General features: G+C 66.4%; 10 protein-coding genes and 3 pseudogenes. 9 read left to right on the top strand and 4 right to left on the bottom strand.

Going from position 1 to position 12425, the window contains the following annotated elements; all coding sequences use genetic code 11:
* The 4 genes and pseudogenes from ABZW16_RS40325 to ABZW16_RS40310 all read right to left on the bottom strand — a co-directional run.
* Positions 1-94: pseudogene (locus ABZW16_RS40325) on the bottom strand (undecaprenyl-diphosphatase); the annotation flags it as partial.
* A gap of 54 nt (positions 95-148) precedes the next feature.
* Entirely contained in the window at positions 149-1387 is a 1239-nt protein-coding gene (locus ABZW16_RS40320) for a hypothetical protein (RefSeq protein WP_354961426.1), read from the bottom strand.
* A 581-nt stretch (positions 1388-1968) separates the two neighbouring features.
* On the bottom strand, positions 1969-2844 hold the full coding sequence (locus tag ABZW16_RS40315; RefSeq protein ID WP_354961425.1) for an isocitrate lyase/PEP mutase family protein: 876 nt from the start codon (positions 2842-2844) through the stop codon (positions 1969-1971).
* Between the two features lie 332 nt (positions 2845-3176).
* A pseudogene (locus ABZW16_RS40310) lies at positions 3177-3355 on the bottom strand (hypothetical protein); the annotation flags it as partial.
* Positions 3356-3474: 119 nt separating this feature from the next.
* On the opposite strand from ABZW16_RS40310, the gene ABZW16_RS40305 reads away from it, so the two are divergent.
* The 9 genes and pseudogenes from ABZW16_RS40305 to ABZW16_RS40265 all read left to right on the top strand — a co-directional run.
* Entirely contained in the window at positions 3475-4305 is an 831-nt protein-coding gene (locus ABZW16_RS40305) for a phosphatase PAP2 family protein (protein ID WP_354961424.1), read from the top strand.
* Entirely contained in the window at positions 4302-4922 is a 621-nt protein-coding gene (locus ABZW16_RS40300; RefSeq protein WP_354961423.1) for a hypothetical protein, read from the top strand. The genes ABZW16_RS40305 and ABZW16_RS40300 overlap by 4 nt, the downstream gene beginning before the upstream one ends.
* Positions 4886-5584 (top strand): ATP-binding cassette domain-containing protein, encoded by a 699-nt coding sequence (locus tag ABZW16_RS40295; protein WP_354961422.1) that lies wholly within the window; start codon positions 4886-4888, stop codon positions 5582-5584. Before ABZW16_RS40300 ends, ABZW16_RS40295 begins: the two co-directional genes overlap by 37 nt.
* A complete protein-coding gene (locus tag ABZW16_RS40290) occupies positions 5581-6282 on the top strand; it encodes an ATP-binding cassette domain-containing protein (protein WP_354961421.1) in 702 nt (233 codons plus the stop codon). The genes ABZW16_RS40295 and ABZW16_RS40290 overlap by 4 nt, the downstream gene beginning before the upstream one ends.
* Positions 6282-8936 (top strand): FtsX-like permease family protein, encoded by a 2655-nt coding sequence (locus tag ABZW16_RS40285; protein WP_354961420.1) that lies wholly within the window; start codon positions 6282-6284, stop codon positions 8934-8936. The genes ABZW16_RS40290 and ABZW16_RS40285 overlap by 1 nt, the downstream gene beginning before the upstream one ends.
* Before the next feature lie 84 nt (positions 8937-9020).
* Positions 9021-10460 carry an ATP-binding protein gene (locus ABZW16_RS40280; RefSeq protein ID WP_354961418.1) on the top strand — a complete coding sequence of 480 codons (1440 nt, stop codon included), beginning with the start codon at positions 9021-9023 and terminating at the stop codon, positions 10458-10460.
* Between the two features lie 126 nt (positions 10461-10586).
* Positions 10587-11276: a GPP34 family phosphoprotein gene (locus ABZW16_RS40275; protein WP_354961417.1), complete on the top strand. Its 690-nt coding sequence runs from the start codon at positions 10587-10589 to the stop codon at positions 11274-11276.
* A 55-nt stretch (positions 11277-11331) separates the two neighbouring features.
* Positions 11332-11961, top strand: a complete 630-nt coding sequence (locus tag ABZW16_RS40270) for a DedA family protein (RefSeq protein ID WP_354961416.1) — start codon at positions 11332-11334, stop codon at positions 11959-11961.
* 299 nt (positions 11962-12260) lie between these two features.
* A pseudogene (locus ABZW16_RS40265) lies at positions 12261-12425 on the top strand (hypothetical protein); the annotation flags it as partial.

The following is a 12425-nucleotide window of genomic DNA, read 5'->3' as shown; positions in this document are numbered from 1 at the left end:
ACAGAATGCTGTGCCCGAGACTGGACACCGGGAACAGTTCGCTCACCCCTTGCAGCGCCCCGACGACGATCGATTCCAGATACGTGATGGCCATGCGCTTTCCTGTCGAGGGTCGGCTGCTGAACGAAGGATTGCGGTCGCGCCGGAGTCATCCGAGCGTAGCGAGCAAGGTTGTGAGAGTTTGGATTTCGGCCGACTGATCCGGCTTGCTCGCACGCAACGCATGCAGTGCGCTGTCGATCTGACCATCGAGGACCCTCCATGCCGATCCGTCGAGCGGCCGCAAGGTGGCTTCGTCCTGGTCCCAAGAGGTTTCGAGGTCCTTGATCCGAGCCTTCGCCTCGCTCTGGTTTCCGGCTCGGACCTTGGTCAGCGTGTCCTGGGTGATGGTGCGGAATTTGTCGATCTCGGCGGGCGGGAAGTGCGCCGTCGTCTGTCCCGGAGATGCCGTGATGGACGCGGACGACGACGCGTTTTCCTCTTCTCCGGCCGGAGCGGCGTGTGGCTGGGCCGCGGCCCATACCAGCAGCGAACCGGCGAGGACCGCGACGAGCGCGTAATAGCCGAGCATGATTCGTTCGCGTGCCGGGTTGGTGGCGGATGCCGGTGTCTCTGGCTTGTCTTCGATGACATCGCTGCGTGTGCGCGTCAGGAAGACGACGATGGCGAGGATCGCGGCAAGGAAGGCGACGCTGGTGACGGCGGTACCCACACCGAGTCCGTCGTCAGTGGTCGGGGAGGCGAACCAATCACCGAGATTCGCCCCGAGCGGCCGGGTCAGGATGTAGGCGAGCCAGAACGACAACACCGCGTTCGCGCCCATCCGCCAACCGAGGACGATCACGGCGATCAGCCCGGTCGGCAGTAGCACCGAGGTGCCCGGTCCCCAGCCGGTGGCCTCGAGTGTCCAGTCACCGGCGGCGGTGCCGAGGGCGAAGGTCACCAAAACGGCTAGCCAATAGAACAATTCGCGCGGCAGGGTGACGATGCTGTGGATCGACAGCGTCCGTTCGCGTGCGAACCAGACACCGAACACGATCGCCAACGCCGCGGCGAAGGCACTGGTGCTCAGCGCGAGCGGAACATCGAGGTTGTCGGTGAGGATGTCGGTGTACAGGGTGCCGGTGACGCTGACTACCACCACGGTCAGCCAATAGACGAACGCGACGTACCGGTTCAGCCACAATTGCCAGCCCAGCACCGCCACGAGTACCACCGTGAACAGCAGCGCCGTGAGGTTCACTCCGACGCCCAGCGAAGTGTTGATCCAGTCGGCGAAGCTCTCGCCCACCGTGGTGCACAAGATCTTGATGATCCAGAACCACACGCTGACCTCTGGCACCTTGCTCAGCATGCGCCGGGCCTTACCGACCTCGGACTCCCTCATCTCCGTCACAAGCCGGGAACGTACAGACCACTCGCTGAGGCAACGCTGAGAAAGCGCTTGCCGACACGTGAATTCCAGCCATCATGGCGCTGACCCGCGACCGGGAGCAGAGGCGCCGGTACGGGTCGATTTCCTTGCCACCGCACCGGTTCGGGCAGCACATGCCGAGCGATACGCTGGACCGAGACACCGCGAAACGGACACCTGTCCTCGGACACGGCGACGAAATGTGGGTCATCGCGACCGGCTGCGCCGTGGGATCGGTGAGCTGAAGCTGTTCGGCTCGGCCCATAAACCGCGCCGGCGGCAGGTGGGGATTGCCCAGCCCGGGCGGGGCCGTCACCTCAGCCACCGGTATCAGCACCTCGGCGAAACTGGCCAGGTCCACCTCGGGCGCCTCGCGCGAGGTGAACCAAGGCCCGTCGTGGTTGCACTCGGCGTACTCATCCTCGCTGTGGTCGGCTACCTCGCCATCACCAAATCCGACGTGCAGCAGCCCGTCCGCAGCAACGTCCCCCATTACGAGGATCCCGCGTTCCGGTGCCGGGACGCGGCAGGCGAGTCGATATGCTGCGCCCGCATCACTGCCGCGGGCCCGTCACCGTGCCGACGTGGTCGCGGCGGTGGTGGCGGGAGAGGTTGGCCTCCAGCAACGCCATCGACGAGGCCACCCCGACATCGTTGTCACCGACCTCGGGCAGGCGGCCGTCCTCGGCGCGCAGTCTCACCAGCGCCTCGGTCATCGCCGCGTGCGCCGCGAACAGGCACGGCGTGGAGTAGATCGCCACATCAACCCCGAGCGCCTCGAGCTCGGTCAACGACAACCGCGGCGAGAGCCCACCGGCGATCTGATTGAACAACAACGGTTTCGCGCCGATCACGCCACCGACCTTGCGGATCCGCTGCACACTGCGCACACCGTCGACCAACAGCGCATCGGCATCGGTAGCGGCCAATGCCTGCGCACGGCGCACGATTTCGTCCTCGTCGGTGGCGTCGGTACGCGCGACCACCACCAGATCGGTGCGCGTCTGCAACACCAGGTTCAGCTTCTCCAGATATTGCTCGAGCGGCAGGATTCGCTTATCCGCCACATGACCGCACCGGCGCGGACGTTGTTGATCCTCCAATATCACCCCCGACGCGCCGAGCATCTCCAATTGCTCGACCACATGGCAGGCGATCTCCACATCGACGTAGCCATCGTCGATGTCGACCAGCAAATGCCGGTCCGGAAACGCCAGACGCAACCGCTGCACGAATCCGACCATGTCAGGCCAGGCAATGAACCCGATATCGGGCAGCCCGTAGTAGGAAGCAGCGAACCCGAAACCCGACACGAACATGCCGTCGAAATGCTGCGCGGCGATCGAGGCCGAGTACATGTCGAAGATCCCGATCAACGGGGTCACCCCCGGACGGCCGATCTCCTCTCGCAATGCAGTGCCGTACCGCATGATCTTCTGCCTTCCGTCTCCGCAGGCACACGGCCGGGTGAGACCGGCCGCCCGTCATCGTGGCTGACAGTCCGGTACAACTCGGCCTCCGCTCGCCCCCGAGTGCTGCTGTGCGGCGCGCACCCAGGGCCGCCGGGCCTCGCACTGGCGGGAACTATGCCTACAGATTGCTCGCACGCCACTGAGAAGACGCTGAGAACGCACCCCATACTCTGTGGAATCGTCAGATCCGTGAATCCACCGGCCGGGACCTCGTGTTCGACGTGCGACCGGAGTCGGCGATCGGCGGACCTCGCCGCCGCGCACACCTGACAGCGTCACCGTGGGGAGGGCGGGGGGAATCGGCGCAACTGGGTCAGCAGACTGATCCGAAGATGGCGAGGAATAGCAGTGACGCTTGGGCGTAGCCGAGTTTCAGCGTCTGCGCCAATAGATCCCCGCCGGTTTCCCCGATGTGGTCGCCGAGACCGCGCCGCAGGGTCTCGGCCAATCGAACTTCGTCGTCGACCACGAGTACCCGCACCAGCCCTATCCTTCCTGATTTGTCCCCTGGTTCATTACAGCCCAAACTGGTGTGTGAAGCGTCGGGCTCTCAGTGTTTCCACAGCACCGCACGCTCAGACTGAGACAGTGCCCGTCATCGTCGATCTGATCGATCGGACTGTCTGCGAGGTTTCCACCGAGGCCGCGACCGCGGAGATCGCGGTGTCGACCGGGGTGGTGGGTGTGGCGGTGATCGTGGCGTCGTTGCTCGTCGATCGGTTCAAACCTGCGCAAAGCTTGGCGCAGGTGACCGCGCGGCGAGCGGTCCGGGCTGCGGCGGTGATCGTAATGTTTGTCGAGTTGGGTGTGCAGGCGTCACGTTCGGGGTGGCTGACCGGCGCCGATGCTACGACGCTCGACTGGTTCACCACCCACAGATCCTCGGGCTGGACCGTCATCGCGCGTGCTATTACCCATGCGGGAGACCCTGCGGGGCTCGCGGTGATCGGCCTGCTGCTCGCGGGCTTGATGGCCTGGTGGTTGCGGTGCGCGGTGCCGATGGTGCTGATTCTGGGCACGGTGGCCGTTGCGTCGGCGGCCAGCAGGATGAGCAAGGTCGTGGTCGGGCGTACCCGCCCACCGGCCGTGGTGGAGTTGATGACCCAGACCGACTTCTCGTATCCGTCCGGTCATGTGACCGGCACCGTCGCACTCGTCGGTTCGGTGCTGCTGGCCTATCTCGGTGCGCGGCCAGCGGTGTGGCGTCGAATAGCTGCTGGGCTGTTCGTGGTTGTTGTCGTGGCCACGATGGGGGCGACCCGCCTTTATCTGGGGGTGCATTGGCTCACCGACGTGATCGGTGGCGGTCTTCTCGGTTGTTCGGTCGTGCTGATCGGTGCGGTCCTACAGCCCTACCTACGGGCGTGGCTGCACGGCGCGCCCATGAACGAATCCTCGAAAGTGGTGCCGACATCATGATCACCGCGAAAGCTATGCTCGGAAACTCGCGGCGGCGATCGCACGACCGCACGACCCGACGAGTCGCGCTCCTGCTGGCCGCCGTCGTTGCGAGCACCATGGCGCTCACCGCCGGATGTGCAAGCATGCAAGGGAATTCCGGTGACACCGGCTCTGCGGGCGACATTCCCGACAACCAGGTGTTCGTGCCGTTCACCCCGCCCGGTGGCGTGTTCACGGTGTCGGTTCCGCAGGGTTGGACACACGCCGAGTTCGGCACGGCCACCGAGTTCACCGATAAGTTCAACAGCGTTCGGATGCAAGTGCTGCCTCGCCCCACCGCGCCGACGGTGGACAGTGTGAACGCCGAGGAGTTACCCGCGATCGCCGCCGATACCGCCGGTTACGCGCCGGGAGCCGTCACTGTTGTGCAGCGGCATGCGGGTCAGGCCGTGCTGGTCACCTATCAGGGGCTGTCGGCGCCGAGTTCGGTGACCGGTAAGACCGTCACCGAGGCGGTGGAGCGCTACGAGTTCTGGCGTGCCGGAAACGAAGTCGTGCTCACCCTGTCCGGGCCGCAGGGGGCCGATAACGTCGATCCGTGGCGTCAGATCAGCGATTCGCTGTACTGGCGATGAGCGTGTTCCCCGCAGTGCAGGCTCGGTCGCTGTATCGGTTCTACCGCATCGGCGACGAGGAAGCACTTGCACTGCAAGGTGTTTCGCTGTCGGTGACGGCGGGCGAGTTCGTGGTGGTGGCAGGGCCGTCGGGTTCGGGTAAGTCGACGCTGCTGAATTGTCTTGCCGGGATGGATGATCCCGATGGCGGCAGTGTCGATATCGGCGGGCAGCGGCTCAGCCATCGCAGTGAGCAGGTGCGCGCACGGATCCGGGCGCGCCACGTCGGGATGCTCTTTGCGTCGGGCAACCTGTTCGACCACCTCACCGTTACCGAGAACCTGCGCTTGGCCGCCGCGCTCGCCGGTCGACATCGCAGTACCGATCAAGCCGGGTTGCTCAGGGAACTCGGGGTGGCCGAGCGTGGGCACGCGCTGCCTAGCCAGCTTTCCGGCGGTGAGCTCACTCGCGCCGCCGTGGCGGTCGCGGTGGTGAACCGGCCATTGGTGGTCTTCGCCGACGAACCCACCGGTGAGCTGGACAGCAGCACTGAAGCCGATGTGCTGCGGGTACTCACCGCAATCGCCGAGCAGGGCACCGCGATCGTGGTCGCCAGCCACAGTGCCGCGGTCGCCGCGGCGGCCGGGCGCGTTCTACACCTGACCGACGGGCGGCTCACATGACATCCTCCACCGCACCAGCGATAGCCACCGTTCTAGTGCAGTGCCACAACGTCTTTCGCAGCTACGGCCGCGGGGCATCGGCAATCACCGCAGTAAGCGGTATCACCTGCCGGATCCCGGCCGGTGCACGGATCGCTGTCACCGGCCGCTCCGGCTCCGGCAAGACGACATTGCTGCACATGCTTGCCGGACTCGATGTTCCGACCTCCGGCACCGTTAGCTGGCCTGCGCTGACACACATGCCGCGCCGGCGTGCGGAGGCGGTGGGTGTCGTGTTCCAAGGCCCCAGCCTCATGCCCGCCCTCGATGTGGCCGAGAACGTGGCGTTGCCGCTATTGGTACGGGGATCGACTGCCGGTGAAGCGCGCAAACGTGCCGCCATCGCCTTGGACCAACTCGGCATCGCCGAGCTGGCAGCGAAACTGCCCGACGACATTTCCGAGGGCCAGGCCCAGCGCGCCGCCGTCGCGCGCGTACTCGCCGCGCGACCGGCGCTGATTCTGGCCGACGAACCCACCGGCCGCCTCGACCACGACACCGCCGCGCAGATGCTGACGGTGTTGCTGGATACCGCCGAAACAATCGGCGCCGCAGTCGTGCTGACCACCCACGATCCAGCTGTCGCCGATATGTTCGCAACCCGGTGGACCATGCGCGACGGGCAGTTGGATACCGGCCCCGGCGAATGGAGTCGCTGATGTTCGCCGTGGTGTGGCTGACCGGATTGCTTCGCCGCCGCGCCGGGCGCCTGGCCGCCGCCGCGATCGGTGTCGCCGTCGCAGTCGCGATGCTGGGGTCGCTGGGCACCTTCTTGACCGCCGCGCAACGATCGATGACCGCACGCGCCGTCGACTCGGTCGCGGTGGACTGGCAGGTGCAGATAGCCCAGACCGCCTCGCAGGCAACGGTGCTGGATGTGCTGCGCCAGAGCGCCGGGGTTAGAGCGGCACTGCCGGTCGGCTACGCCCACAGCAGCGGTTTCACCAACGCCGATGGTGATCGTTCGACCGGAGCGGGCTGGGTTCTCGGTGTCCCCGCGGACTACTTCGCGTCGTTTCCACAGACCCGCCGCCCACTGGTCGGTGCCGACCACGGTGTGCTGGCCATGCAGCAAACCGCCGCCAACACCGGAATCACGCCCGGCTCTGCCGTCGTGATCGGACGTGCCGGGCTGGCATCGGTGTCGGTCACCGTCGATGGCGTGATCGATCTCCGATCGGCCGATGCTCTGTTCCAGACGATCGGCGCATCCGCGAACACCCAGCCCTCCGCACCTCCCGACAACGTGCTGCTGCTCGACGAAACCCACTGGCACACCGTGTTCGACCCGCTCGCGGCCATGCGTCCCGACCTGGTGAGCAGTCAAATTCACGTTGCTCTCGACCACACCCTGCCCAGCGATCCGGCCGCCGCGTTCACCGAAATCACCGCGCGCGCAAAGAATGTGGAAGCGCGTGCCGGTGGGGGCGCGCAGGTGGGCAACAACCTCGGTGCCGCGCTGGACGCGGCCCGTTCCGATGCCGCCTACGCTCGAGTGCTGTTCCTGTTCCTCGGGCTCCCGGCCGCCGTATTGGCCGCGCTGCTGAGCGCGGCCGTCGTCACCGCGGATGGGGATCGCCGCCGCCGCGAACACGCGCTACTGCGTGCCCGCGGCGCGGGCACGGCGCGACTGACCCGCATCGCCGCGGGCGAAGCCGTCCTTGTCGGTGTGCTCGGCAGTGCCGCGGGCGTCGGTACGGCCGCAGTGATCGGTGCCACCATGTTCGGTTCAGCGGGTTTCGGCGCCACGACCAGCACCGCATGGACGTGGGCAGGGTCGGCCACGGCCCTCGGCATCGGCATCGCGGTCGCCGCCGTGCTCGGGCCGAGCTGGCACGACCTGCGCACCGGCACCGTCGCCCTCGGCCGCACGGCCCTGTGGCGTCCCGGTCGGGTCCGCTGGCGGCGCTTCGGACTCGATATCATCGCGCTGGCGATCGCCGCGGCGGTGTACTGGTCCACCGCACGCAACGGCTATCACCTGGTCCTGGCCCCGGAAGGCGCACCAGCCATCTCGGTGTCCTACTGGGCCTTCGCCGCGCCGGCGTTGCTATGGCTGGGTGCCGCGTTGTTCACTTGGCGGACAACCGAATTCATTCTCGGCCACAGTTCCCGGATCATCGGTTTCCTGATGCGGCCGATCGCGGGGAATCTGTCGCAATTGGTCGCCAACTCCCTATCCAGGCAGCGTCGGCCGCTGGCCCGCGCGATCGTGCTGCTCGCACTCACGGTGGCGTTCGCGGTCTCCACCGCCACGTTCAATGCGACCTATCGCCACCAAGCCGAAATCGACGCCCGTCTCACCAACGGCGCCGACGTGACGGTCACCGAACCGACCACCGCGACCCCCGCTTCGGACACCGCGAAGGTCATCGCGGGAGTTCCCGGCGTCGGTGCCGTGACACCGCTGCAGCACCGGTTCGCCTACATCGGCAACGATGCGCAAGACCTCTACGGCATCGACCCCGCCACCATCAACGCGGCCGCGAGATTGCAAGACTCCTACTTCCCCGGCAGCACCGTCACCGACGCGATACATCAACTCGCGGCACATCCGGATGCCATACTGGTGAGCGCCGAAACCGTCACCGACTACCAACTCCGATCCGGCGATACCATCCAACTGCGGCTCACCGATCCCACCGGCGGATCACGGACAATACCGTTCCGATACGCCGGAATCGTCGCCGAATTCCCCACCGCCCCCAAGGACAGCTTCTTCGTCGCGAACGCCGCCTACGTCGCCGCCCGGACCGGCAACGACGCCGTCGGGGCCTATCTGGTCGATACCGGCGGCCGAGACACCCGTGCGGTCGCCGATCGCATCCGCACCGCGCTCGGCACCACCGCCACTGTCACCGATCTCACCGGCACGCGCGCCGTCATCGGCTCCAGCCTCACCGCGGTCGACCTGAACGGTCTCACCCGGGTCGAACTCGTCTTCGGCATCACCATCGCCGCCGCGGCGGGCGCGCTGGTCTTCGGACTGACCTTGACCCAGCGGCGCCGCAGCTTCGCCCTGGCCACCGCCGTCGGCGCACAACCCCGACAGCTGCGCGGTTTCGTCCTGGCCGAAGCCGCAGTGCTGCTGACCGGCGGCCTCACCGCGGGCGCGAGCATCGGCGCCGCGTTGACCGGACTGCTGATCACCGAACTCAGCGGCGTCTTCGATCCACCACCGACCACCGCCACCCTGCCTTGGCCCTACCTCACCGCTCTCACCGCCGCCATCATCGCTGCGGTACTGCTCGCCTCGACCACCACCATTCGGCTGGCCCGGCATCGACCACTCACTGTGCTACATGACCTGTGACGACAACACGGCTCCGGCGCCGCCACCACCTACCGATGGCCCCGATGCGGCCTCCACCGACAACATCGCGCGAAGGTGATCAGGATGAACCCACCCCCATCCGGTGCGAAGCCACGGTCGATCGACCGTGGCTTCGTCGGCGGCGCAACACGAATGGGGCGGACGCTGGCCCATCCCACCCGATGGGGCTTGCGGTTTCGGTCGGCGCTCATCGTGGCGGTCGTCATCACCGCGGCACTCGCGGTCGCGGCCCTGTCGCTGACCTATGTGCTGTACCGCTCCCTGATTTCCGCCTCCGACGACGCCGCTACCGACCGTATCCGCCAAGTCACTGCCCAGCTGGCCCTCGACACGCCCGCGGACCTGGATCGCAGCGCCCTGGCAACCGACAACCGGGTCGCGATCGTGCAGATCATCGACCAGACCGGCCAAGTCGTGCAGAGCTCCACCGACAGCCCCGCCCGCCCGATCACCGACGATCGCCCCGCCCCGGGAACCATCGCCCACCACCTACCGACAACCACCCGTGCCGACGAAGGCCGAATAACTGCGGCCACCGTCGACGGGCGCGGCGGCCGCTACACGATCGTGGTCGCTACCAACCAGGAAGAAGTCGAACGCACCATCAAACTGGTCGCCGTCCTCGTCGCTGTCGCCACCCCTTTCATCGTCGCGCTCGCCGCACTGGCCACCTATGCCCTGGTCGGGCGTTCATTGCGGTCGGTCGAACGCATCCGCACCCGCGTCGCCGCCATCACCAGCGCCGACCTCACCGACCGCATCCCGGTACCGGCGCAGAACGACGAAATCGCCGCCCTGGCAATGACTATGAACGACATGCTCGCCCGGATCGAAGCCGGGCACAACGCTCAACGCCGCTTCATCAGCGATGCCTCCCACGAACTCCGCAGCCCGCTGACCACCATCACCGCCGCCCTCGAACTGGGCCGCGCCCAACCGACTGTTCTCGACGCCGCCATGCTCGACGACACCGTGCTGCCCGAGGCACAACGCATGCGCCAGCTCATCGACGACCTGCTGCTACTGGCCCGCGCCGACGAAAACGCACTCACCCAGCGGCGCACCGATATCGACCTCGACGATGTCCTCACCGCCGAAGCAGCTCGCACCCGAACCACCACCACGCTCACCATCGCCACCACCGTCGAACCCGCACGCATCACCGGCGACCCCGCCCAGATCTCGCGCGCCATCCGCAACCTGCTCGACAACGCCACCCGCTACGCCGCGACCACCATCACCGTCCGTCTCCGCCGAGACGAGGCCAACGCGCATATCGAGATCGCCGACGACGGACCCGGCATCGCCGCACCCGATCGCGCACACGTCTTCGACCGGTTCTACCGACCACAACACGACCGCGGTCGCGGCACCGGCGGATCCGGACTCGGACTGGCCATCGTCGCCGAGATCATCACCGCACACCACGGCACCGTCCGCATCGACCAAAACCACCCGACCGGCGCGATCGCCGTCATCGACCTACCCCTCACGGACGCTTGACCTCCGCGATATCTGGTCGCTGTCTGTCCCTCATCCGCAGCTTCTCAGCGTGCTCACAGCGGTCGGCATCCATCGTGGGCATATGAGCGCGACCGTCATGTCGGCGAATCCGGCTGGAAATAGACCATGACACTGCTCGCCGAGGACCTGCTATGGCTACTACTCGACGACCACACCGGAGAGCCACTCGTCGACAAACACTGTTTGTCGCACGCCCTCGCCGGTGCCCTGCTCATCGACCTGGCCGCGCCGGACCGCTTCCCTGCGCTCATTCAGGTAACCGGACCGGGTGAACCGATGCACCCGGGCAGACTCTTCGTCCTCGATGAGAGCGAACATGCTCGCTGGCAGGCAGATCCGCTGCTCGTGCACGCCGTCGAATTACTGCGGCAGCGCCCACTGACTCCCAAGCAGGCCATCCACAAACTCGAACCAGGCCTGCGCACGACGCTTCTGGACCGGTTGTGCTCGCGCCGGCAGATACTTCGGCGATCCGATCGCCTGCTCGGATTCATCCCGATCACTGTATGGCCGACGATTGACCGCGACACCAAAAACGCTCTGCGCCAACCACTTCAGCGTTCACTGCTGGATGCACAACGGCCCGGCCATCGCACGCTGGCATTGATATCGCTGCTGCACGTCGTTCACGCGCTGCCCGAGCAGTGCCCGGGTTGGCGGCGAAGCGTCATCAACGAGCGCGCTATGAAGATCAGCGAGCAGTACACCGGCAGCACGTGGCCCGCAGACTCGGTGCGCCAAGCGATCTGCGACTCCTATGCAAGCACCTACACCGGCGGCTATCTCATTCCCTGACCCGCACGCCTGCCCGGAATCATGGGTGGCCCCGCACGAAAGAAGTTCGTTCCGAATGCAGCAATTCATCCTCGACTACGGATGGGCCGCGATCTTTGTTCTCATGCTCGCCGAATCCGCCTGCATCCCCATCCCTTCCGAGGTCACCATGCTGCTCGGCGGCGCGCTCGCCGGTGGAGCCGTCGCGGGAGCGCACCCGAACCTGATCGCCGTCATCGCCGCCGGCACCCTTGGCAACGTCGCCGGAAGCTACGTGGCGTGGCTGGCCGGACGCTACGGCGGCCGACCGGCCCTGCACCGATGGGGCAAATTCGTGCTGCTACGCACCGAAGAAATCGATCGAGCCCAGGATTGGTTCGTTCACCGCGGCGCCTCTTCGGTGTTCTGGGGGCGACTGCTGCCCGGCATCCGCACCTTCATTTCCCTGCCCGCCGGGATCGCGGCCATGCCCCCGGTGCGGTTCGGCACCTACACCCTCGCCGGATGCCTGCCCTGGACCGGGGCCCTGGCGATCGCCGGATACGCCGTCGGCGCCAACTGGCACACCGTCGAAGACGCCATCCGCGGCCCCAGCTACCTCATCGCCGCGATCGCCGCACTCGCTATTGCCGTCACGGTCGTCGTCGCGATCCATCGACGGCGCCGCAACTCCTCCGAGCTCGGCACCAAGACGCTGCCCGAATGAACTCAGCACTGCGGCGTTGGCTTCAGAGCACCTCGACCAGATGGTGCGCTAACGATCGAAGGTCTGGTCGAGCAAGATGATCGAGGTGGCGTTCGGACCGGCCAGCATCGAAACCATCCGCGGCGTCGGATACCGTCTCCTCGACGCCACCTGACCCGCAAAAGCGCTGAGCGGGTTCATCTCCGGCGACGAGAATGCCCACCGCCGCGTGAGCGGCAACACACTTTCAGCATGCTCACAGCAGCACTTCAGCAGACTTCGCGACCAAGAGGTATCGGCACTGGAGAAGGAGAGCACCGATGGTGAAGCACGTGGCTCGGGGTCTGCTCGTCGACTACAAACTTCCCCAGATCACGGTCATGTTCTGGGTACTCAAGATCGCCGCGACCACCTTGGGCGAGACGGGTGGTGATCTGCTGGCACAGACACTGAAACTCGGCTATGCACAGGCATCGCTGCTGTTC

It is taken from the genome of Nocardia sp. NPDC004604 (genome assembly GCF_040609795.1).
Lineage (GTDB): Bacteria > Actinomycetota > Actinomycetes > Mycobacteriales > Mycobacteriaceae > Nocardia.
This window is presented reverse-complemented; position numbering and strand designations above follow the sequence as displayed.

Coding starts and splice junctions, on each gene's coding strand:
- ABZW16_RS40320 (WP_354961426.1), bottom strand. CDS start 1,387: ATGAGGGAGTCCGAGGTCGGTAAGGCCCGGCGCATGCTGAGCAAGGTG.
- ABZW16_RS40315 (WP_354961425.1), bottom strand. CDS start 2,844: ATGCGGTACGGCACTGCATTGCGAGAGGAGATCGGCCGTCCGGGGGTG.
- ABZW16_RS40300 (WP_354961423.1), top strand. CDS start 4,302: ATGATCACCGCGAAAGCTATGCTCGGAAACTCGCGGCGGCGATCGCAC.
- ABZW16_RS40290 (WP_354961421.1), top strand. CDS start 5,581: ATGACATCCTCCACCGCACCAGCGATAGCCACCGTTCTAGTGCAGTGC.
- ABZW16_RS40285 (WP_354961420.1), top strand. CDS start 6,282: ATGTTCGCCGTGGTGTGGCTGACCGGATTGCTTCGCCGCCGCGCCGGG.
- ABZW16_RS40280 (WP_354961418.1), top strand. CDS start 9,021: ATGAACCCACCCCCATCCGGTGCGAAGCCACGGTCGATCGACCGTGGC.
- ABZW16_RS40275 (WP_354961417.1), top strand. CDS start 10,587: ATGACACTGCTCGCCGAGGACCTGCTATGGCTACTACTCGACGACCAC.
- ABZW16_RS40270 (WP_354961416.1), top strand. CDS start 11,332: ATGCAGCAATTCATCCTCGACTACGGATGGGCCGCGATCTTTGTTCTC.